This is a genomic window from Bosea sp. 124 (assembly GCF_003046175.1).
In the GTDB taxonomy this organism is placed as follows: domain Bacteria; phylum Pseudomonadota; class Alphaproteobacteria; order Rhizobiales; family Beijerinckiaceae; genus Allobosea.
Genome location: NZ_PZZM01000001.1, coordinates 815,001 through 836,190, shown reverse-complemented (window position 1 = coordinate 836,190; position 21,190 = coordinate 815,001). Strand labels below are relative to the sequence as shown.

At 66.6% G+C, this 21,190-nt stretch carries 25 protein-coding genes (1 of these 25 running past the window's edge); 18 read left to right on the top strand and 7 right to left on the bottom strand.

Going from position 1 to position 21,190, the window contains the following annotated elements:
* Positions 1 to 6 precede the first annotated feature (6 nt).
* Complete coding sequence (locus tag C8D03_RS03965) at positions 7 to 516, top strand: OsmC family protein (protein WP_108045102.1); 510 nt, start codon at positions 7 to 9, stop codon at positions 514 to 516.
* Here the strand turns inward: C8D03_RS03965 and C8D03_RS03960 are convergent, their stop codons facing one another.
* Positions 517 to 1,701, bottom strand: coding sequence for a DNA recombination protein RmuC (locus C8D03_RS03960; protein WP_108045101.1), 1,185 nt, complete (start codon positions 1,699 to 1,701; stop codon positions 517 to 519).
* A 118-nt stretch (positions 1,702 to 1,819) separates the two neighbouring features.
* Here C8D03_RS03960 and def point away from each other — a divergent pair, with 118 nt between their 5' ends.
* From def to truA, 3 genes are all read left to right on the top strand, one after another.
* Positions 1,820 to 2,398, top strand: a complete 579-nt coding sequence (def, locus tag C8D03_RS03955; protein WP_108045100.1) for a peptide deformylase — start codon at positions 1,820 to 1,822, stop codon at positions 2,396 to 2,398.
* 95 nt (positions 2,399 to 2,493) lie between these two features.
* On the top strand, positions 2,494 to 3,423 hold the full coding sequence (gene fmt / locus C8D03_RS03950; protein ID WP_108045099.1) for a methionyl-tRNA formyltransferase: 930 nt from the start codon (positions 2,494 to 2,496) through the stop codon (positions 3,421 to 3,423).
* 53 nt (positions 3,424 to 3,476) lie between these two features.
* Complete coding sequence (gene truA, locus C8D03_RS03945; RefSeq protein WP_108045098.1) at positions 3,477 to 4,214, top strand: tRNA pseudouridine(38-40) synthase TruA; 738 nt, start codon at positions 3,477 to 3,479, stop codon at positions 4,212 to 4,214.
* Positions 4,215 to 4,257: 43 nt separating this feature from the next.
* Here truA and C8D03_RS03940 read toward each other — a convergent pair whose 3' ends face one another.
* The 3 genes from C8D03_RS03940 to C8D03_RS03930 are packed head-to-tail and all read right to left on the bottom strand — an operon-like array spanning position 4,258 to position 6,527.
* Complete coding sequence (locus C8D03_RS03940) at positions 4,258 to 4,845, bottom strand: hypothetical protein (RefSeq protein WP_146170074.1); 588 nt, start codon at positions 4,843 to 4,845, stop codon at positions 4,258 to 4,260.
* A 57-nt stretch (positions 4,846 to 4,902) separates the two neighbouring features.
* Positions 4,903 to 6,105: a succinyl-diaminopimelate desuccinylase gene (gene dapE, locus C8D03_RS03935; RefSeq protein ID WP_108045096.1), complete on the bottom strand. Its 1,203-nt coding sequence runs from the start codon at positions 6,103 to 6,105 to the stop codon at positions 4,903 to 4,905.
* Complete coding sequence (locus C8D03_RS03930; RefSeq protein ID WP_108045095.1) at positions 6,048 to 6,527, bottom strand: DUF805 domain-containing protein; 480 nt, start codon at positions 6,525 to 6,527, stop codon at positions 6,048 to 6,050. The genes dapE and C8D03_RS03930 overlap by 58 nt, the downstream gene beginning before the upstream one ends.
* A gap of 237 nt (positions 6,528 to 6,764) precedes the next feature.
* On the opposite strand from C8D03_RS03930, the gene C8D03_RS03925 reads away from it, so the two are divergent.
* From C8D03_RS03925 to C8D03_RS03880, 10 genes are all read left to right on the top strand, one after another.
* Entirely contained in the window at positions 6,765 to 7,379 is a 615-nt protein-coding gene (locus C8D03_RS03925) for a ribonuclease D (RefSeq protein WP_108045094.1), read from the top strand.
* Between the two features lie 176 nt (positions 7,380 to 7,555).
* Positions 7,556 to 8,293 carry an LPS export ABC transporter periplasmic protein LptC gene (gene lptC, locus C8D03_RS03920; RefSeq protein WP_181300653.1) on the top strand — a complete coding sequence of 246 codons (738 nt, stop codon included), beginning with the start codon at positions 7,556 to 7,558 and terminating at the stop codon, positions 8,291 to 8,293.
* 2 nt (positions 8,294 to 8,295) lie between these two features.
* A complete protein-coding gene (locus C8D03_RS03915) occupies positions 8,296 to 9,024 on the top strand; it encodes an LptA/OstA family protein (RefSeq protein ID WP_108045092.1) in 729 nt (242 codons plus the stop codon).
* A gap of 93 nt (positions 9,025 to 9,117) precedes the next feature.
* Positions 9,118 to 9,987 (top strand): LPS export ABC transporter ATP-binding protein, encoded by an 870-nt coding sequence (gene lptB, locus C8D03_RS03910; protein ID WP_108051179.1) that lies wholly within the window; start codon positions 9,118 to 9,120, stop codon positions 9,985 to 9,987.
* 268 nt (positions 9,988 to 10,255) lie between these two features.
* The gene (gene rpoN, locus C8D03_RS03905) at positions 10,256 to 11,785 is read left to right on the top strand and encodes an RNA polymerase factor sigma-54 (RefSeq protein ID WP_181300651.1); all 1,530 of its coding nucleotides are present in this window, start codon (positions 10,256 to 10,258) and stop codon (positions 11,783 to 11,785) included.
* A gap of 119 nt (positions 11,786 to 11,904) precedes the next feature.
* The gene (hpf, locus tag C8D03_RS03900; protein ID WP_108045090.1) at positions 11,905 to 12,492 is read left to right on the top strand and encodes a ribosome hibernation-promoting factor, HPF/YfiA family; all 588 of its coding nucleotides are present in this window, start codon (positions 11,905 to 11,907) and stop codon (positions 12,490 to 12,492) included.
* An 85-nt stretch (positions 12,493 to 12,577) separates the two neighbouring features.
* On the top strand, positions 12,578 to 13,039 hold the full coding sequence (ptsN, locus tag C8D03_RS03895) for a PTS IIA-like nitrogen regulatory protein PtsN (protein ID WP_108051177.1): 462 nt from the start codon (positions 12,578 to 12,580) through the stop codon (positions 13,037 to 13,039).
* A gap of 220 nt (positions 13,040 to 13,259) precedes the next feature.
* Positions 13,260 to 14,876, top strand: a complete 1,617-nt coding sequence (locus C8D03_RS03890) for a fumarate hydratase (RefSeq protein ID WP_108045089.1) — start codon at positions 13,260 to 13,262, stop codon at positions 14,874 to 14,876.
* Complete coding sequence (locus C8D03_RS03885; protein WP_108045088.1) at positions 14,873 to 15,205, top strand: hypothetical protein; 333 nt, start codon at positions 14,873 to 14,875, stop codon at positions 15,203 to 15,205. The genes C8D03_RS03890 and C8D03_RS03885 overlap by 4 nt, the downstream gene beginning before the upstream one ends.
* A gap of 78 nt (positions 15,206 to 15,283) precedes the next feature.
* Positions 15,284 to 15,940, top strand: a complete 657-nt coding sequence (locus C8D03_RS03880; RefSeq protein WP_108045087.1) for an MBL fold metallo-hydrolase — start codon at positions 15,284 to 15,286, stop codon at positions 15,938 to 15,940.
* Between the two features lie 276 nt (positions 15,941 to 16,216).
* Here C8D03_RS03880 and C8D03_RS03875 read toward each other — a convergent pair whose 3' ends face one another.
* A complete protein-coding gene (locus C8D03_RS03875) occupies positions 16,217 to 16,732 on the bottom strand; it encodes a DUF1993 domain-containing protein (protein ID WP_108045086.1) in 516 nt (171 codons plus the stop codon).
* A 94-nt stretch (positions 16,733 to 16,826) separates the two neighbouring features.
* Positions 16,827 to 17,396 (bottom strand): elongation factor P, encoded by a 570-nt coding sequence (gene efp / locus C8D03_RS03870; RefSeq protein ID WP_108045085.1) that lies wholly within the window; start codon positions 17,394 to 17,396, stop codon positions 16,827 to 16,829.
* 114 nt (positions 17,397 to 17,510) lie between these two features.
* On the opposite strand from efp, the gene epmA reads away from it, so the two are divergent.
* From epmA to C8D03_RS03855, 3 genes are read left to right on the top strand one after another with little or no spacing between them, the layout of a single operon-like run.
* Positions 17,511 to 18,575 carry an EF-P lysine aminoacylase EpmA gene (gene epmA, locus C8D03_RS03865; protein WP_108045084.1) on the top strand — a complete coding sequence of 355 codons (1,065 nt, stop codon included), beginning with the start codon at positions 17,511 to 17,513 and terminating at the stop codon, positions 18,573 to 18,575.
* Entirely contained in the window at positions 18,572 to 19,639 is a 1,068-nt protein-coding gene (locus tag C8D03_RS03860; RefSeq protein WP_108045083.1) for a lysine-2,3-aminomutase-like protein, read from the top strand. Before epmA ends, C8D03_RS03860 begins: the two co-directional genes overlap by 4 nt.
* Positions 19,640 to 19,673: 34 nt before the next feature.
* A complete protein-coding gene (locus C8D03_RS03855) occupies positions 19,674 to 20,318 on the top strand; it encodes a DsbA family oxidoreductase (RefSeq protein ID WP_181300648.1) in 645 nt (214 codons plus the stop codon).
* 10 nt (positions 20,319 to 20,328) lie between these two features.
* Here C8D03_RS03855 and C8D03_RS26370 read toward each other — a convergent pair whose 3' ends face one another.
* Entirely contained in the window at positions 20,329 to 20,703 is a 375-nt protein-coding gene (locus C8D03_RS26370) for a type VI secretion system tube protein Hcp (protein WP_181300646.1), read from the bottom strand.
* A gap of 184 nt (positions 20,704 to 20,887) precedes the next feature.
* Between C8D03_RS26370 and pyrF the strand changes: the two genes are divergently transcribed.
* A protein-coding gene (gene pyrF, locus C8D03_RS03845) for an orotidine-5'-phosphate decarboxylase (protein WP_108045080.1) crosses the window boundary here: on the top strand, positions 20,888 to 21,190 show its start. Its footprint extends 402 nt past the window's final position; the window shows 303 of its 705 coding nt (coding positions 1-303); its start codon is at positions 20,888 to 20,890; the stop codon falls past the right edge of the window.

The window sequence follows — 21,190 nt, the reverse complement described above, 5'->3', positions numbered from 1 at the left end:
AAGATCATGGACGTCACAGCTCTCCGCGCCTTGCAGGCTCCCCTCAAGGATGCCTATCGCACCGATCCCGAGGCGGCGATCGTCACGCTGAAGGCTCATGGCGAGCTGGACGACCAGCATATCGCCTGCAAGGTCGAAACCGGCCGCGCCATTGCGCTGGCCGGCCTGCATCCCGCGACAGGCGGCAGCGGCGCCGAGCTGTGCTCGGGCGACATGCTGCTGGAGGCGCTGGTCGCATGCGCCGGCGTCACCCTGAAGGCGGTCGCGACGGCGCTTGAGATCGAGCTGAAGAAGGGCATCGTTCGCGCCGAGGGCGATCTCGATTTTCGCGGCACGCTCGGCGTCGCCAAGGATGCGGCCGTAGGCTTCAAGGCGATCCGGCTCTCCTTCGAGGTCGAGACGGACGCGCCGCAGGAGAAGCTCGACACCCTGCTGAAGCTCACCGAGCGCTACTGCGTCGTCTTCCAGACGCTGAATGTGAAGCCGGAGCTGTCGGCGGCTCTCACGGTCGGCTGATCACTCCGCTGCGTTCTTCAACGCCAGCCCCTGCGCGAAAGGCAGTGTCGGCTCGGCCTTCGCATCGTCGAAGTCGAGCGCCACGATCCGCTCGCCGCGGCTGGCGATCTTGGCCGAAGAGGTGCGGATGCCGGCGACGTCGTCCTGCGCCTGGCGGAAATGCTGCTCGAGCTTCTCGGCCCGCTCGCCGAGCCGCCTGACATCGGCCAGCAATTTGCCGACCTCGCTCTGGATGACCTGCGCCTCCTCGCGCATCCGGGCATCGCGCACCAGCGACTGCATGAGCTGGATCGCCAGCGCCAGCAGCGAGGGCGAGACGATCATGATCCGGGCCCGGTGCGCCTTCTGGATCACGTCGTCGAAATGCTCGTGCAGATCGGCATAGATCGATTCCGAGGGCACGAAGAGCAGCGCCATGTCCTGCGTCTCGCCGGGCAGGAAATAGCGCTCGGCAATGTCCTTCACATGCACGCCGACATCATTGCGCACGCGCGCCCCGGCAGCCTTGCGCGCCTCGTCGCTTCGCGCCTCGCGAAGCTGCGTGAAGCTCTCCAGCGGGAACTTGGCGTCGATCACGAGGCCGCGCCCGTCGCCGGGCAGGGTCACCATGCAGTCGGGCCGCCTGCCATTGGAGAGCTGGGGTTGGAAGGAAAAGAACGCGCTCGGCAGCCCGTCGCGGATGATCGCCTCCATCCGGCCCTGGCCATAGGCGCCGCGCGCCTGCTTGTTGGAGAGCACATCCCGAAGCGTCACGACCTCCGAGGTCAGGCTGGTCAGGTTCTTCTGGGCGGAATCGATCACCGCCAGCCGCTCCTGCAGCTTGCCCAGGCTCTCGGAGGTCTGGCGGACATTCTGTTCGAGACCCTGGCCGACCTGCTGGCGCAGGCCATCCATCCGGTCGGCGACCAGCCGCGCGAGGTCGCCCTGCCGCGTCGAGAGGATCTCGGCCATGGACTGCATCCGCCCGGTCAGCTCGGCCTGGAGCCGGTTCATCTCGGCGACCTTGTCGTCCATCTCGCGGGCCCGCTCGGCGGCGATCGCCGCCTCCAATGCGCGATTGCGGCTGCCGCGCCATGAACTTAGGGCGACAAGAATGAGCAGGGCGACGCTGAGGCCCGCGAAGCCGAAGGCTGCCTCGGCCCAGGTCACCGGACGGTCGAGCAGGATGAAGGCGATCTCTTTCATGGCGAGACCCTAACCGATTCGGGTGAATCAATTCGAACGAAAGCGGAACAGTTTGACCGGCTGCGCACAAGGGCTTATGTCGCCGGGTCATCACGAAAACCTGCGCAGAAACCCTTTCATGGCCATCCGCCCTCTCGTCATCCTGCCCGATGCACAGCTTCGCCTCGTCTCGACCCAGGTCGAGGAGATCACGCCCGAGATCCGCACGCTCGTCTCCGACATGTTCGAGACGATGTATGACGCGCCGGGCATCGGCCTGGCGGCCATCCAGATCGGCGTGCCCTGGCGCGTGGTGACGCTCGACGTTGCCAAGGCTCCCGAGGGCGACAAGGCGGAGAGCGAGGGCGAGGAGAGCGTCGAGGCCGACCAGGAGAAGCGCGATGCGCGGCCGCGCAATCCGATGGCTTTCATCAACCCGCAGATCACCTGGTCCTCTGAGGAGCGCAGCATCTACGAGGAAGGCTGCCTCTCGATTCCGGAATATTACGAGGAGGTCGAGCGTCCGGCGTCCGTCAGGGTCAGCTATCTCGACCTCGACGGCAAGCAGCAGGAGATCGCGGCCGACGGGCTGCTCGCGACCTGCCTGCAGCACGAGATCGATCATCTCAACGGCGTGCTGTTCATCGACCATCTCTCGCGCCTCAAGCGCGAGCGCGTCACCAAGCGCTTCGCCAAACAGGCCAGGCGCGACGGCTAGCTTTTTCTGTTTTGCGCGCGGTCATCTTTTTGCACGCGGGCCCGGGTTTCCCTGCGGTCGCCCGGGGCGACGCATTTTGAGGTAACATCGAGCGTATGAGTTTGCGCGTCATCTTCATGGGTACGCCCGACTTCGCGGTGCCGACCCTCACCGAGATCATCGGCCAGGGCTACGAGGTCGTGAGCTGCTATACGCGCGCGCCGGCCCAGGCCGGGCGCGGGCTGGAACTCAAGCCCTCGCCGGTGCAGAAGGCGGCCGAGCGTTTCGGCATTCCGGTCTTTACGCCATCGACGCTGAAGACGGCCGAGGTCGCCGCGCAGATCGCCTCCCAGGAGGCCGACGTCGCCGTCGTCGTCGCCTTTGGCATGATCCTGCCCCAGGGGATCCTAGATCTGCCGGAACTCGGCTGCCTCAACCTGCATGCCTCGCTGCTGCCCCGCTGGCGCGGCGCGGCGCCGATCCAGCGCGCCGTCATGGCGGGCGATGCCGAAAGCGGCGTCTGCGTCATGAAGATGGAAGCCGGGCTCGATACTGGCCCCGTCGCCATGGTCGAGCGGCTGGAGATCGGCCCGGACATGACGGCGGGCGACCTGCATGACCAATTGGCCCCGCTTGGCGCTGATCTGATGGTGCGCGCTCTGGCGGCGCTCGGGCGCGGGGCCTTGCGCTTCACGCCGCAGCCGGAGGAGGGCGTGACTTATGCGGCCAAGATCGGCAATGCCGAGGCCAGGCTGAACTGGGCCAGGCCGGCCAGGCAGGTGCATGATCTGGTGCGGGGGCTCGCCCCGTTTCCGGGCGCCTTTGCCGAGGTTGATCTGGGCAAGGGTCCCGAGCGCCTCAAGATCCTGCGCACGGCGCTTGCCGGCGGCGCGGCCGAACCCGGCATGCTGCTCGACGACGAGGGCACCGTCGCCTGCGCCGAAGGCGCCGTGAAGCTCCTCCAGGTTCAGCGCGCTGGCGGCAGGCCGGTCAGCGGGGCCGAGTTCCTCCGCGGTGCGAGGCTTGGCGCCGGCGGCAGGCTCTAGCGGAACATGCCGTTGTCCGAAAACCGCGTCCCATTTTCCGGCGGCAGGCTCTGATGCCGCGCTACAAGCTCGTCATCGAATATGACGGTACGCCCTTCTCGGGCTGGCAGCGCCAGCTCAACGGGCCCTCCGTGCAGCAGAGCGTCGAGGAGGCGGTTGAAGCCTTCTGCGGCCATGCCGTGCGGCTGCACTGCGCTGGGCGCACCGATGCCGGCGTCCATGCCACGCATCAGGTCGCCCATGTCGATCTCGACAAGGAGTGGCGCAGCGATGTGGTGCGCGATGCCAGCAACGCCCGTCTCAAGCGCCTGCCGGTGGCCGTCGTCAGTGCCGAGGCGGTGCCTGACGATTTCGACGCGCGCATCTCGGCAAAGCGGCGCTATTACATCTACCGCATCATCGACCGGCGCGCGCAGCCGGCGCTCGATCGCGACCGGCTCTGGCACGTTCCGGTGAAACTCGATCACGAGGCGATGGACCGTTCGGCCAAGGCTTTGCTCGGCCATCACGACTTCACCACCTTCCGCGCGGCCGAATGCCAGGCCAACAGCCCGATGCGGACGCTGGACCGGCTCGATGTCCGCCGCGAGGGCGACGAGATCGTGGTCTATGTCCATGCCCGCTCCTTCCTCCATCATCAGGTCCGTTCGATCGTCGGCTGCCTGAAGATGGTCGGGGCGGGGCGCTGGCCGGAGAACAGGCTGGGCAAGGTTCTGGCCGCGCGCGACCGTTCGCAATGTGCCGCGCTCGCGCCGCCCTGCGGTCTGTATCTGGCCGGGGTGGATTACTGAGGCAGGCGTCCGGGGTGAGACCAGTCGCGCGAACGCGGACGCTTCAGAGCGGCAGCAGCCCGAAGAGCCGCACCACGCCGTAATCCGCGACCACGCTCGCGAGCACGATCGGGGCGGCGATCCGGCTCTCCGCGCCGAAGGCGGCGCGGGCCACGCAATAGCGCAGCCTGAGCACGATCAGGCCGAAGGCCAGTGCCTGAACGCCGGCGAGGCCCGGATTCGACCAGCCGATGGCGAAGACGGCAGCCGGCACGGCCATCAGGCTGGCCGAGACGATGCCGGCCCAGTTCCAGGCGATGACGAAGCTGGTGAAGCGCGGCGCGTGGGCGAGGCCGGGAGCCAGCCCGATCAGCAGGGCAGGGACCGCGAGAATAGCCAGAAATTCCGCGCCGATCACCACCATCACCAGTTGCGGTGATGCGAACAGTCCCGCGGTGTTGGGCAGGCCGGCCAGGATGCGCACGGCCGCCAGAATCGCGACGGTCGCCGGCAGCATCAGCGCGAAGGCGAGGAAAGAGCGCCAGAAGCCGTCGCGCGACAGGTCGAGTTCCTGCAGTGCTTCGGAGCCGCGCGTCATCAGGCGCCATGCCCCGCGCAACGATCGCGTCACATCCTCAGCGGCAAGCCTCATGAGCCAAGCTCCTTAGACTTTCGTCTAAGGCGACTATCGGCCCGTCAGGCGCGGGCGTCAAGGGCTATGCTGCACTGCAAAATAACTGCGCAACAGCCGATGCGTAATCCGCTCCAGCGTCAGCAGATCCGCCACCGCGACGCATTCGTTCACCTGATGCATGGTCTGGCCGACGACGCCGTATTCGACCACCGGACAGTAGCTCTTGATGAAGCGCGCATCCGAGGTGCCGCCGGTGGTCGAGAGCGCCGGCCGCTTGCCCGTCTCGGCCTCGACCGCATCGGCGACCATCGCGACGAAGGGGCCGGGCTGGGTCAGGAAGGCGACCGAATTGGTCGGGTCGACGCTGATTTCGTAACGCACGAAATTCCCCGCGGCCTCGTGCAGCCGCCGCTCGATCTCGGCCGCGAGCGTGTCGGGTGTCCAGACATCGTTGAAGCGGATGTTGAACACCGCCTTGGCCTGGGCGGGCACGACATTCGTCGCCGGATTGCCGACATCGAGCGTCGTGACCTCGAGATTGCTCGGGTCGAAATGGGCGGTACCCCGGTCGAGCGGCGTCGCGTCCAGCGCCGCCAGCAAGCGGACCATGCCGCGGATCGGATTGTCGGCGAGATGGGGATAGCCGACATGGCCCTGCTTGCCGTTGACGGTCAGGCGGCCGGTCAGCGAACCGCGCCGGCCGATCTTGATCATGTCGCTCATCGAGGCCGGGTTGGTCGGCTCGCCGAGCAGGCAATGATCGAAGCGTTCGCCGCGTTCATGCGCCCAGTCGAGCAGCTTGACCGTGCCGTTCACGGCGGGGCCTTCCTCATCGCCGGTGACGAGGAAGGCGATCGAGCCGGGTGCGTCCGGGTTCTCGCGGCGGAAGCGCAGGGCGGCCGCCATCATCGCGGCGAGCCCGCCCTTCATGTCGCAGGCGCCGCGCCCATGGAGCATGCCGTCGGCGACGGCTCCGCCGAAGGGGTCACGCGTCCAGGCCGCCGCATCGCCGACCGGCACGACATCGGTATGACCTGCTATGACGAAGACCGGGCCTTCCGTGCCGATGCGCGCATAGAGGTTTTCGATGTCGGGCATGCCGGGCGCGCTGAAGACGGGCCGCTCGACGCTGTAGCCTTCGCGCGAAAGCACGGCGCCGAGCAGGGCCAGCGCGCCGCCATCATGCGGCGTTACCGAGGGGCAGCGGATCAGTGCCTGCGTCAGGGCGACGGGGTCGAGGGGATCGAGGTCGGGGCGTGGGAGCGAGGCTGTGTCCATGCGTCCGCTTTAGCATCGGTGCCGTCCGCCGCAAGCGGCTGCAGGCCGCGCGCCGAAGGCATCAGGCCGAGATCGACCAGCGCGAACAGCCAGGCGATCAGCGAGACTGTGTCGAGCGAGGGCGCCCAGGCGTAGGGCAGCCAGGGCTTGACCTGGTCGGGCAGGACGATCGCGCAGATCAGGACAATGCCGTAGAGCGGCGCGCTGCCGCGATCCGTGGCGCGCTTGGCCGCGAGGGCCGCCCAGGGAAACAGAGCGAAAGCGCTGGCGAAGGCGACGACCTTCTCTGCCTGGAAGAAGAACAGGGCCGGGGCGACATGCTGGATTGCGAGCAAAGCGAGCGCCACCGTCGCGCTCCCCAGCCAGAAGCGGCCGAGGCCGATGCGTCCGTCGAAGTCGGCAAAAAGGCGGATGAAGGACATGGGTCAGGCTCCGATGTCCCTTGTCTCGCATGCCGCGGCCGGCGCTGGAAGGATATGGTGAATAAAGGGTTAACATGCACCCGGCGCCTTGCGCCGCAGAAAAGGCTTGAACGCCGCGGCCCGCGCCGCTAGCTGCGGCGGCAGATGTCGGCATTCCGCAGACGGGTCTGAGACGTGGTGCGGCCGTGGCTGCATCCGGTTTGAGGGGCGTGCAAGCGCCCGAGCGAGGTTTGCGACATGACCATCCGTTTCCATCGCGGCGACCTGCCCGACGGCTTCGACGCCGGCGCAAGCGTCGCGATCGACACCGAGACGCTCGGGCTCAACCCGCACCGGGACCGCCTCTGCGTGGTTCAGCTTTCCCGCGGCGACGGCACAGCCGATGTCGTGCAGATCCCGAAGGGCGCCGAGCGTCCGGCTAATCTGATCCGGCTTCTGGAAGACCCGGCGGTCCTCAAGCTGTTCCATTTCGCGCGATTCGATATTGCGGTGCTGCGCAAGGCCTTCGGTGTCGTCACCGGCCCGGTCTACTGCACCAAGATCGCGTCGAAGCTGACCCGCACCTATACCGACCGGCATGGGCTCAAGGATCTGGTACGCGAACTGCTCGGCATCGAGCTCTCGAAGCAGCAGCAATCCTCCGATTGGGGCGCCGACGCACTGAGCGATGCCCAGCTCACCTATGCGGCATCGGATGTGCTGCACCTGCACGCGTTGCATGCACGGCTCGAGATGATGCTCACCCGCGAGGGCCGCACCGATCTCGCCAGGGCCTGTTTCGACTTCCTGCCCTTCCGCGCCGAGCTCGATCTGGCAGGCTGGCCCGAGAACGACATTTTTGCTCACACTTGACAAATTCCAGGCCTTCTTGCGTCTGTCAGCAGGCCTTCTTGCGTCGGTCTGACGGTGGGTAGCCGGCGCGGGGGCGCGCGTCGGAAGACACGAAAAAACCGTTAGCGACTGCCATTGCGCGGGACATGACTGTGGCGATGACATCGAATGACTGGGCCGCCCGCCCCGATGGGCCCATGGCACGCCGGCAGGCGGCCTTCGGTTCCGCGCGCCGGCACACGATGCTGGTGCGCTTTCTGCGTCGCGCGATCCCGATCAGTGCCGCCGTTGCGGTGCTTGTGCTGATCGTGGCGCCCTTCCTCAATCCGCTGCGCGGCGTCGCCAACCTGTCGCTCGGCGCTGTCGGCATCTCCGGCGGCAAGGTGAAGATGGATACGCCGCGCCTCTCGGGCTACCGCAAGGACAACCGTCCCTATGAGGTCACCGCCGAGGCGGCGCTTCAGGAGATCCGAAATCCGACGCAGATCGAACTGCAGACGCTGACGGCCCGGCTGCAGATGGAGCGCGAGGGCTGGGTCACGGTGAACGCCAAGACAGGCCTCTTCGACACGCAGAAGGAGAAGCTGCGTCTCGTCGACGATGTCCGGGTCAAGACCGAAGGCGGCTACGATATTCGCATGCGGACCGCCGACGTCGATTTCAAGGGCGGGACGGTGGTCTCGAAGGAGCCGGTGAAGGTCATCCTCGGTACCACCACGGTCGATGCCGACTCGCTCGACGTGAAGGACAATGGCGCACTGATCGTTTTCCAGGGCCGTGTCCGCGCCTATATTCCGAATGCGCCCGCCGGCGTGATCGCAGGCCCGGAGCGTGAAGGCAGTACGCCTGCGCCAGAACTGCTCGCGCCTGGGCGCTCTCCGCTATCCGGCGAGGCGTCGTCGACGGGCAGCCAGCCGAACGGGGTCATAGAGTGACAATGCAGCCAGCCATTCGCCCTTTGAGCCTCGCGCGTTTCGGCGCCGTCTCCCGGCAGGCCGCCGCGCTAGCGGCCGTCGCGGCCGCCCTGCTAGTCTTTCTGCCGCAGGATGGCTTCGCGCAGGGGCGTGGCCGTGGCGGTGGCGCGAACTCCCCGCTCGGAGGCCTCGGCGGCGACAGCAAGGAGCCGATCAAGATCGACGCGGACAAGCTCGACGTGCTCGACAAGGACAACCGCGCCGTGTTCAGCGGCAATGTCGTTGCCGTCCAGGGCGAGACCACGGTCCGCTGCTCGATCATGACCGTGTTCTACGAAGGACGCGGCGGGCAGACCGGCGCGGGAGCAAAGCCCGCGGCCGCTGCGCCGGCCGCGCCGGCTGCCGCGGCGGCGCCCGGCCAGTCGAACGACAGCTCGATCAAGCGCATCGAATGCAAGGGGCCGGTCACCGTCGTCTCAAAGACGCAGGCCGCGACCTCTGACAATGCCGTCTTCGACCGCGCCAATAATCAGGTGATCATGACGGGCAATGTCGCGCTGAACGACGGCCCCAACATCACGCGCGGCGAGAAGCTGACCTACAACACCGTCACCGGCATCGCCAATGTCGAGACCAACAAGGGCGGTCGCGTCCAGGGCTTCTTCGTGCCGAACTCCGCCGACGCCAACAAGCCGGGGGCGAAGCCCGCCGCGGGCGCCACACCTGCCAAGCCGGCGACGCCGACCAACTAGCCGGCCCGGGTCGCGTCTCTCCGGCGCGGTTCACGGCGACGGCCGACAGCAACTCCAGACCAGGCGCAGTTCACCGCAGTGACGATCTCCGACATGCCGCAATCCGACACGGAGCCCAGCCGCGCGCCGGCGCCGACCCAGCAGCGCGGCGCAGGCGCGTTCGCCCGCCTGTTCGGCCGTTTCGGTGGCGGCGACAGCAGCGATGCGTCCAGCGCCTCGGAAGCCGCTGCGATCGGCGGCCCCGGCGTCCTGGCCGTCAGGGGCCTGCGCAAGAGCTATGGCGACCGCACGGTCGTCACCGATGCGAGCCTCTATCTTCGCCAGGGCGAGGCCGTCGGGCTGCTTGGCCCCAACGGCGCCGGCAAGACCACGATCTTCTACATGATCACCGGCCTGGTCGCGGCCGATCTCGGCACGATCTCGCTCGAGGGCAACGACATCACGCAGTTGCCGATGTACCAGCGCGCCCGCCTCGGCATCGGCTACCTGCCGCAGGAGGCCTCGATCTTTCGCGGTCTCAGCGTCGAGGACAATATCCGTGCGGTGCTCGAGGTGGTGGAGCCCAATCGCAAGAGCCGCGAGCGCCAGCTCGACACCCTGCTCGAGGAATTCAACATCGCCCGCTTGCGCAAGGCGCCCTCGATCGCCCTTTCGGGCGGCGAGCGGCGCCGCTGCGAGATCGCGCGGGCGCTCGCCGGTAAGCCCTCCTTCATCCTGCTCGACGAGCCCTTCGCGGGCATCGACCCCATCGCCGTGGGTGACATCCAGGCACTGGTGCGCCAGCTCACCGATCGCGGCATCGGCGTTCTGATCACGGACCACAATGTCCGCGAGACGCTCGGGCTCGTCGACCGCGCCTATATCATCCATTCGGGCCGCGTGCTGACCGAGGGCTCCCCGGCCGAGATCATCGCCAATGCCGATGTCCGCCGCGTCTATCTCGGCGAGGATTTCCGGCTTTAGCGTCGGAATTTCGCGGCTCTCCGGAGCCACGCCCGCAGGCGCGGCTCTTCGCCGCGTGGCGTCCTGGCCGGATCCTCATGGAAAGCCCGCATGCGCCGCTGCCGGCGCCGAAATCCGGCTGCCTGCATCCTGCTCATGTTGCGGTGCATTAATTTCCCTGCACAATGATGAGGCAAGGCTTTGACGCGCCCGTCGGACGGCGCTAGTCTGTCGTCCAAGCAAGAAGTGTGCCGAAATGGCGCGCTGACATGAAAGGATCGATGCCGCAATGGCGATGATGCCACGCATGGAGCTGCGCCAGGGCCAGTCCCTGGTGATGACGCCGCAGCTGCTGCAGGCGATCAAGCTTCTGCAATTGTCGCATCTCGAATTGCAGAATTTCGTCGAGGGCGAACTTGAGCGCAACCCGCTGCTGGAGCGCGACGACGCCTCGGACGGCCCGTTTCAAGCCAATGGCGGCGACGATGCCCATGCCGCCGACCCCGAGACCTATGCCCGCGCCGAGAGTCTGAACAGCCAGGAGGGCATGGAGACCCGCCTCGGCACCGGGCTCGACAACGTCTTCCAGGGCGAGCAGCCGAGCGTGGCGCGGCTCGATACGCGCGGCGCCGACAGCCTGCCGATCATCGGCGGCGCCTATGGCGGTTCGGGCGGCTCCTTCGAGGAGGGGCCGGAGGGCTTCGAGAGCAGCCTGACGGTGGAAGCCTCGCTGCACGACCATCTCAGCACGCAGCTCGACCTCGCGGTCCATGAGCCGGCCGACCGCCTGATCGGCCGCCACCTCATCGATGCGGTCGACGATTCCGGTTATCTCGGCGAGCCCATTTCCGGCATCGCGGAGCGGCTCGGCGTCCCGGTCGCCCGGGTCGAGGGCGTGCTCCGCATCGTCCAGGGCTTCGACCCCTCCGGCGTGGCGGCGCGCGACGTCTGCGAATGCCTGTCGATCCAGCTTCGCGATCGCGACCGTTTCGACCCGGCGATGCAGGCGCTCGTCGCCAATCTTCACCTGGTCGCCAAGCGCGATTTCGTCGCGCTGAAGCGGCTCTGCGGCGTCGATGACGAGGATATCGCCGACATGGTCGCCGAGATCCGGCGGCTCGATCCGAAGCCCGGCCGCGGCTTCGGCGGCTCGACCGCCGAGACCGTGGTGCCGGACGTCTTCATCCGCGCCGCACCGGATGGCTCCTGGCTGGTCGACCTCAACCCCGACACGCTGCCGCGCGTGCTGATCAACCAGACCTATCATGCCCGCGTCTCCAAGGCGGCGCGCAACGACGAGGACAAGGCCTTCATCGCCGAATGCCTGCAGACGGCGAACTGGCTGACGCGCTCGCTGGAGCAGCGCGCCCGCACCATCCTGAAGGTGGCGAGCGAAATCGTCCGCCAGCAGGACGGCTTCTTCGCCCATGGCGTCGAGCATCTGCGCCCGCTGAACCTGAAGACCGTGGCGGATGCGATCGGCATGCATGAATCGACCGTCTCGCGCGTGACCTCGAACAAGTACCTGATCTGCTCTCGCGGCGTCTTCGAGATGAAGTACTTCTTCTCGGCCGCGATCGCCGCCACGGGCTATGGCGAGGCGCACTCGGCCGAGGCGGTGCGCTTCCGCATCAGGCAGATGATCGATGACGAGGCCCCGGCCGATGTCCTCTCCGACGATGCGATCGTCGCGCGGCTCAAGGCCGGCGGCATCGATATCGCCCGCCGTACCGTGGCGAAATACCGGGAATCCCTGCGGATTCCATCCTCCATGGAGCGCCGGCGCGAGAAGGTCGCCATGGCGATGGGCAGTCGCTGAGCCTGGCGCACGGCAGCCATGAAGCTTTGGCCCATGTCATTGACATACCCGGTAGCCAGTTCTTAGCTCCTATGGATGGCCGATCTCCTGGCCATGGCTAAAAGAAGGGGAAGCACTCCATGAGCTTGCGAATCTCCGGCAAGAATCTCGATGTCGGCGAGGCCCTGCGCGGCCAGGCCGAGGCACGGGTCGCCGCCGCTCTCGGCAAATATTACGAGGGCGGCTATCAGGGTCATGTCACCGTCGGAAAGGACGGAACGGCCTTCAAGACGGATGGCGTGCTGCATCTGTCGTCCGGAATCACGCTCGAGGCCTCGGGAACGGCGCATGACGCCTATGCCAGCCTCGACAAGATGGCGGAGCGCATCGAAAAGCGGCTGCGCCGCTACAAGCGCCGTCTCAAGGACCGCTCGGCCTCTGCGAACGGCCGCGAACCGCCGGTCGAAATCCCCAGCTATGTGATTGCCGCTCCCGATGAGGAAATCGAGGAGTTCGAGCTCGAAGGGGCCGGCGACAACCCGGTGATCGTCGCCGAATCGACCAAATCCCTGCATGTGATGACGGTTGGCGACGCGGTGGCGGAGCTCGACCTGACGGGAGCGCCGGTGGTGATCTTCCGCCATGCTGGCAATGGCCGGACGAACGTCGTATACCGCCGCCGCGACGGCAATATCGGCTGGATCGATCCGCCGTCCGCATTGTCGTAGGTCTGGCGGGCGACCGCGCGGCCCCCGAACCTGCCCCTGCCGCAAGGCTCTTCGAGAGCGGCATGGGACATGCATGGACTGGCGCATGACGCTGATCGATCTCCTGACCCCCGCAGCGGTGATCTCCCCGCTGCGGGCCCATGGCAAGAAGCAGGCGCTGCACGAACTGGCCCAGCACGCGGCCCAGGTCACCGGCCTGCCCGAGCGCGATCTCTACGAGTCGCTGCTCCAGCGTGAACGCCTGGGCTCGACCGGCATCGGCGACGGCATCGCGATTCCGCATGGCCGTATGCCGGGCATCGACCGTCTCGTCGGGCTTTTCGCCCGGGCCGACAAGCCCATCGATTTCGATGCGCTCGACGGGCAACCGGTCGACATCATCTTCGTTTTGATCGCGCCCGAAGGTGCTGGCGCCGACCATCTCAAGGCGCTGGCGCGCGTCGCCCGCGTGCTGCGCAATCAGGCCGTGCTCGAACAGGTCCGCAGCATCCGAGACCCGGCCGCAATCTACGCCGTCCTGGCGGAATCGGCGGCAAAGGCGGCCTAGGCCTCGCGGGGGGGCGTCCCGCATCGGCGCCGTCATCCGGGATGAGCGACGGGGCCACGCCGACCCGCAATCCATCGCAAGGCACTGCCGGCTCTGTGATGGAGGTCGGGTCTCCGCGGCCATCTCTCGCATTTGACCAGATCGCAACATCGTCTATTCGATCCGGCGATCCTTCTTCCCGCCGGTCCGGAGGAGGCCGTTCAATGCCGGAGTGCCGCCGATGGCCTATACCCATGTCGATCTCTTTCCCCTCGGTGAGGACAACACGCCCTATCGCAAGCTCGGGAGCGAAGGTGTCTCGGTCGAGAAGCTGGGCGATCGCGAGGTCCTGAGCGTCTCCCGCGAGGCGATCCGCCGCCTCAGCGAACAGGCCTTCATCGACATCAACCATCTGCTGCGGCCCGGCCATCTCGCCCAGCTCTCGAAGATCCTCGACGACCCCGAGGCGACATCGAACGACAAGTTCGTCGCCTACGACCTGCTCAAGAACGCCAATATCGCCGCCGGCGGCGTGCTGCCCATGTGCCAGGACACCGGCACCGCCATCATCATGGGCAAGAAGGGCCGCATGGTCTGGACCGAAGGGCAGGATGAGCAGGCCTTGGGCGAGGGCGTCGCGGACGCCTATTTCAAGCGCAACCTGCGCTATTCGCAGGTCGCACCGCTCTCGATGTTCGAGGAGAAGAACACCGCGACCAACCTCCCGGCGCAGATCGACATCTATGCCGAGGGGGAGGATGCCTACAAATTTCTCTTCGTCGCCAAGGGCGGCGGCTCAGCCAACAAGACCTTCCTGTTCCAGGCGACGCCTTCGCTGCTGACGAAGGATCGCATGATGGCCTTCCTGAAGGAGAAGATACTGACGCTGGGCACCGCCGCCTGCCCGCCCTATCACCTCGCCATCGTCATCGGCGGCACCTCGGCCGAGCAGAACCTGAAGACGGTCAAGCTCGCTTCGACGAAATATCTCGACGCGCTGCCGACCGAGGGCTCGGCCTCCGGCCATGCCTTCCGCGATATCGAGATGGAGGAGGAGGTCCACAGAATGACGCAGGCGCTCGGCGTCGGTGCGCAGTTCGGCGGCAAGTATTTCTGCCATGACGTGCGCGTCGTCCGCCTGCCGCGCCATGGCGCCTCGCTGCCGATCGGGCTGGGCGTCTCCTGCTCGGCCGACCGACAGGCCAAGGGCAAGATCACCAAGGACGGCATCTTCCTCGAGGCGCTGGAGACGGACCCGTCGAAATACCTGCCCGAGGTCGAGGATGCCTCGCTCGGCGGCGATGTCGTCAAGGTCGATCTCAACCGGCCGATGAGCGAGATTCTCGCGACGCTGACGAAATATCCGGTCAAGACGCGGCTTTCGCTGACCGGCACCATCATCGTCGCCCGCGATTCCGCCCATGCCAAGATCCGCGAGCGCCTCGAAAGCCAGCAGGGCATGCCCGACTATCTCAAGAACCACCCGGTCTATTATGCCGGCCCCGCCAAGACGCCCGACGGCATGGCCTCGGGCTCCTTCGGCCCGACCACGGCCGGGCGCATGGATTCCTTCGTCGACCAGTTCCAGTCCTTCGGGGGCTCGATGGTGATGCTCGCCAAGGGCAACCGTTCTGCAAGTGTAAGGGAAGCGTGCAAAAGGCATGGTGGCTTCTATCTCGGCTCGATCGGCGGCCCGGCGGCGCGGCTGGCACAGGACTGCATCAGGAAAGTCGAGGTGCTGGAATATCCCGAACTCGGCATGGAAGCGGTCTGGCGCATCGAGGTCGAGGATTTCCCGGCCTTCATCGTCATCGACGACAAGGGCAACGACTTCTTCAAGGAGTTGAACCTCGGATGAGGACGCTTGCCCTCGCCGGTCTCGCACTGGTGCTGCTCGCGACGCCGCAGCCGGCGCCGGCCCAGGGCCGGCCCGCGACCTGCTCCCGCGACCTCTTCCAGAACGAGGGGGCGTTGCGTCGCCAGCAGACACGCCTTACCGCTGCCGCCAATGCCGATCTGGCGACGCAGTGCCGGACCTGGCGCGAGCATGTCGGCTTCCTGCAGAGTTCGCGGTCCGTCTTCGCGACCTGCCAGAGCGGCGCACAGCGCGAGCAGAACGTCGCCATGATGGATTCCGAACTGGCGGATTACCGCACACTGCTCGCCAGCCGCTGCGGCAAGCGCTGAGGCAAGCGCCGAGGGCAGAAGCCTTCATTGCAAGCGTGGCAACACGCGGCCGGAATCCACGAGAGAAAGACAGACGCCATGACCGAACAGCCCCAGTCCCCTCTCGGCGTCGCCATCGTGCCGGTGACGCCCTTCCAGCAGAATTGCTCGATCATCTGGTGCACGAGGACGAAGCAGGCCGCGATCGTCGATCCCGGCGGCGACGTGCCGCTGATCCGGGGCGCGCTGACGGAGATCGGCGTCACGCCGGCCGCGATCTGGCTGACCCACGGCCATCTCGACCATGCCGGCGGGGCGACCGAACTTGCCGAGGCGCTGTCGATCCCGATCATCGGACCACATGAAGCGGACAAATTCCTGCTCGACGATCTGCCGACGGCGGGGCTGCGCTTCGACATCCGCGACATGCGCGCGGTCACGCCGACGCGCTGGCTCGCTGAGGGCGACGAGGTCGCCATCGGCGATGTCGGCTTCTCGGTGCTGCATGTGCCGGGCCATACGCCGGGCCACGTCACTTTCTTCCAGAGGGACCTGCGTTTCCTGCTCGCCGGCGACACGGTCTTCGCCAGCTCGGTCGGCCGGAGCGATTTTCCCTATGGTAGCCATGAGACGCTGATCGCGGGCATCAAGGCCAAGCTGTTGCCGCTCGGCGACGATGTGCAGTTCCTGCCCGGCCACGGCCCGGCCGGTACGCTTGGCGAGGAACGGCTGAACAATCCGTTCCTGACGGCCTGAGCATCGGACGGCCCGAACGCACAACGCGTCCCGCTATGGTCAGCTTTGTGCCGAGCATCCACGCCTTGCGAGGCGGATACGAAAAGACCCGCAGCGGAAATCCGCTACGGGCCCTGGAAGAACCAACGGCCATGTCCTGAACGGGTGCGCGTACATCCGGCGTCAAACGTTCGGCTCATGGCCGTCTTCTGCGGCGCTGGAGGACAGTGGAACGCCCTCGACATCGCCATGCCGCTCATATGGGGGAGCAATGCGGCGGTTTCAAGGGCGACCCGCTCAGATGTCGAAAACGCCCTTGAGGAAATCGCCCTTGCCGATCTGGATACCGTTCTCGCGCAGGATGCCGTGGGCGGTCGCCGCGTGGAAATAGAAGTTCGGCAGGGCAAAGCGGGTCAGGTAATTCAGCCCCGTCATCGTCACCGTGGCCGAGGCGCCGCGCGGGAAGGTCACGTCCTTGGCGAGGCCGGCATCGAGCGCTGCGTCATCGGCCGCCGCGACGAAGGCCAGCACCTTGGCGATGCGCGCCTTGAGTTCGGGGACGGTGGTTTCCTCATCGGGGAATTTCGGATTCTCGCCGCCGCCGACGCGGGCGACCGCGTTCTTGGCGAAGTCGCAGGCGAGCTGAATCTGCCGGGTGAATGGCAGCATGTCCGGCGCCAGCCGCGAGGACAAAAGCACGGCCGGGTCGATCTTGCGTTCCGTGGCTTGCTCGACGGCCTTGTCCAGAATGGCGTCGAGCGCCTGAAGCGTCTGCGTGACACCGGAGAGAACGGCGCGGGTGGTGAGTGTCATGGGGCTTGTCCTCGAAACGAAAACGGGCCCGGAAAGGGCCCGTCGCGTCGCGCATATAACAAGCCCCGCCGGCGTTTACACCAGCGGCCGGCCGTCAATCCTTGGCGCGCTCCACATAGGAGCCGTCTTCCGTCATCACGACGATGCGCACGCCAGGCCCGATATGCGGCGGCACTGCGGTGCGCACGCCATTGGTCAGGATCGCCGGCTTGTAGGACGAAGAGGCGGTCTGGCCCTTGGTCACCGGCTCGGTCTCGGCGACCTCGCAGACGACGCGCTGCGGCAGCTCGATCGCTACGGCCTTGTCCTCGAACACCGAGAGGGAGACCTTCATGCCTTCCTGCAGATAGGGAGACATGTTGCCAACCACGTCGCCGTCGACATTGATCTGGTCGAAGGTCTCGGGGTTCATGAAGATGTACTGCTCGCCGTCCTGGTAGAGATAGGTGAAGTCGCGATCCTCGACATAGGCGCGCTCGACCTGTTCGGTCGTCTTGTAGCGCTGCGTCATCTTGGTGCCGTCATGGATGCGGCGCATGTCGATCTGCGTCGTCGGTGTGCCCTTGCCGGGGAAGAAGCTTTCGGCCGAGAGAACCGAGCAGAGATGACCGTCGAGCTCGAGCACATTGCCCTTGCGAACGGAGGATGCGATGACCTTGACCACGTGGCTTGTCCTTAAGCTTGCGCTGCGCCTGCGCGCCTTGTGCGAATTCGTTGCCGCGCAACTACCGCATTCGCAGGCGAAACGGAAGCTTGCAGACGTTCCGACCTTGAGACGATGAAAAATGACATGCCGCCCTTCTGGCGGCCCGACATCCACGCCGACCGTCGCCCGGCGCTGCTGGCGCGGGGCCGCATCAAGGCGGCGTTCCGGCGCTGGTTCGAGGCGCGCGACTTCGTCGAGGTCGAGGCGGCGATCCTGCAACTTTCGCCCGGCAACGAGACGCATCTGCACGGCTTCGGCACGACGCTGATCGACGATGCCGGCCAAAGCCATCCCTATTACCTGCACACCTCGCCCGAATTCGCTGCCAAGAAGCTGCTGGCGGCCGGCGAGGCGCGCATCTTCGACTTCGCCCGTGTCTTCCGCAATCGCGAGCGCACCGCTTTGCATCACCCCGAATTCACGATGCTGGAATGGTATCGCGCCGGGGAGGACTACGAGACGCTGATGGCAGACAGTGCGGCCCTTCTGGCGGAGGCGGCGCGGGCCGCCGGTGCGACCATGCTGCGCTGGCGCGGCATCGAGGCCGATCCTTTGGCCGAGCCCGAGCGCCTGACCCTGCAGGAGGCTTTCAAGCGACATGCCGGCATCGATCTGCTCCGGACCGTGACGGCCGACCACGATGTCGACCGGGGCGGGCTCGCCGCCGATGCGTTGGAAGCCGGCATCCGCGTTGCCGACGATGATACCTGGTCTGACATCTTTAGTCGCGTGCTGTCCGAGAAGATCGAGCCGCATCTGGGCCGGGGCCACGCCACCATCCTCTGCGAATACCCGATCTCGGAGGCCGCGCTGGCGCGCCCGAAGCCCGGCGACCCGCGCGTGGCCGAACGTTTCGAGCTGTATGCCTGCGGTGTCGAACTCGCCAACGCCTTCGGCGAACTGACCGACCCGGCCGAGCAGCGCCGCCGCTTCGAGGCCGACATGGACGAGAAGGCGCGCATCTATGGCGAGCGCTATCCGATCGACGAGGATTTCCTTACCGCTCTCGCCGCGATGCCGCAGGCAAGCGGCATCGCGCTCGGTTTCGACCGGCTGGTCATGCTCTGCACCGGCGCCCGCCGGATCGAGGACGTGCTCTGGACGCCGGTCGCGGAACCGGGCAGGGGAGGGGCATGACAGTCCACCAGCCCCCCGGAGGCCAGCCGCTGCGCAGCGTCAGCGCGCTCATTGACGCCGGCGTCGTCGCACCTGAGCGGCGCGCGTCGCTCGAGGCCGTTGCCGGGCGCTATGCGGTTTCGGTGACTCCGGCCATGGCCGCGCTGATCGACCCGGCCAATGCGGCCGATCCGATCGCACGCCAGTTCATCCCCGATCCCGCCGAGCTCGTCACCCTGCCGCAGGAGATCGCCGATCCGATCGGCGACGAGGCGCATTCGCCGGTCGAGGGCGTGGTCCATCGCTACCCGGACCGCGCCTTGCTCAAGCTGGTCCATGCCTGCCCGGTCTATTGCCGCTTCTGCTTCCGGCGCGAAATGGTCGGTCCCGGTGGCGAGGCATTGACCGGCGACAGGCTCGACGCGGCGCTGGCCTATCTCGCGGAGCACAAGGAGATCTGGGAGGTCATCATGACGGGTGGCGACCCGCTGATCCTCTCGGCGCGCCGCGTGCACGAGATCGCGAGGCGCCTCGCCGCGATCCCGCATATCAAGGTCGCGCGCTGGCATACGCGCGTGCCGATCGTCGACCCCGGCCGGATCACCGTCGACTATGCCCGGGCGCTGCGTGTGCCGGGCAAGGCGAGCTACATCGCGATCCATGCCAACCATCCGCGCGAGTTCACCGACGAGGCCCGGGCGGCCCTGGCACGACTGGCCGATGCCGGCCATGTCCTGATCAGCCAGAGCGTGCTCCTCAAGGGCGTCAATGCCGATGTCGCGACGCTGTCCGCACTGATGCGCGCCTTCGTCGAGAACCGGGTGAAGCCCTATTACCTGCATCATCCCGATCTCGCGCCTGGCACCGCGCGGTTCCGCCTCTCGCTGGAGGAGGGGCAGGCCCTCGTCAAAAGCCTGCGAGGTCATCTTTCCGGCCTGTGCCAGCCGACCTATATCCTCGACATTCCCGGGGGGGCGGGAAAGATTCCCGTCGGACCCGCCTTCCTGTCGGCCTGCGGGGCTCCGGGCGCCGAGGCCTTCGCCGAAGACCGCCATGGCGAGCAGCACCGCTATCCGCCCGGTTGAACGCGGCTGTCGGCGAACTCCGAAGGACATGACCATGCAAGAGAAACTGCCGATCGCGATCGTCTCCGATCTCGCCTGCCCCTGGTGCTTCATCGGCAAGGCCAGGTTCGAGACCGCGCTCGCCCGCCATGGCCTGACCGAGCGCGTCGCCGTCACCTGGCTGCCCTACGAGCTCAACCCGGACATGCCGGCCGAGGGCATGGATCGCACGCAGTATCTCGACGCGAAATTCGGTGCCGGCAAGCGCCGTGAAATCGAACTGCGCTTGTCGGAGGCAGCGCTCGAAAGCGGCGTCACCTTCAACTGGGCCCGCGTCACGAAGAGCGTCAACACGCGCATGGCCCACATGCTGGTCGCAGCCGCCTCGACCGTCCAGCGCGGTGGCGACATGAAGGCGGCGCTGTTCAAGGCTTATTGGCAGGATGGCCGCGACATCGGCGATGTCGAGACCCTGGTCCAGATCGCGGTGGAGCAGGGCTTCGACGAGCAGGCGGCTCGCGACGAACTCGCCAATGGCGAGCTGCGCGAGACCATCATCGGGCTCGAAGCCCATGCCCAGCAGGTCGGCGTCACCGGCGTGCCGTTCTTCATCGTCGACGGCAAGCTCGCGGTCTCCGGCGCGCAGACGCCCGATGTCTGGGCCGAGGTCTTCGCGCAGGTCTTGCAGGACTCGGCCTGAAGGACTGCTGTCAGTCGTCGCTCTTGAAATACTGCCAGGAGATGGCCCCTGCCGACAGGCTCAGGCTCTCCATGGGGCGGCTGCGTCCGCCACCGCTGCTGGACATCGAGGTGATCAGGACATCCTTCAGCGCATAGGAGAGATAGAGGATGTCGCTCTGCGTCTTGTAGAATTCGATGGTCACCAGCGCGAACAGGGTTCCCTTGGCGGCGTGAAGCCACAATGTGCTCGACAAATCGTCGGTCGCCTTCGACACCGAAACGTCGCTGGACTGAGCCTTGCGCGGCGGGCCGCCCGCCGCGGCCCGGGACGACATGCCGGTTGAAACCGACTCCGCTTCGCACCATTTGCCGATGGGGCTGCTGAATTCGATCCAGATCGACATGGCGAGACTCCACCATCGGCGGCGACAGGCCTGACGATAGTGCAAACGTTCTTCCTGACAAGCGGACGCGCGCCAACATGGGGGAACGCCGGACGCTGCCATGGATGGTCCGCGAACTTGCATCCGGGTCCGAATCGTGGCCCTTCCTCGCCGCAGTCCGGACCAGGCGAGGAAGGCTGCGAGGATGCAGAAGATCAACGACATACGCGACCGCCTGATCGTCGCGCTGGATGTGCCGACGATCTGGGACGCCTACACGATCGTCTCGACGCTCGGTGACGGCGCGACCTTCTACAAGATCGGCTACCGTCTGGCCTTCGCCGGCGGACTCGATCTCGCCCGCCAGCTCGTCGCCGAGGGCAAGAAGGTCTTCCTCGATCTGAAGCTGCACGACATCGGCAACACCGTGACCGAGGGCGTCGAGTCGCTGACCAAGCTCGGCGTCACCTTCCTGACCGTTCATGCCTATCCCCAGACCATGCGCGGT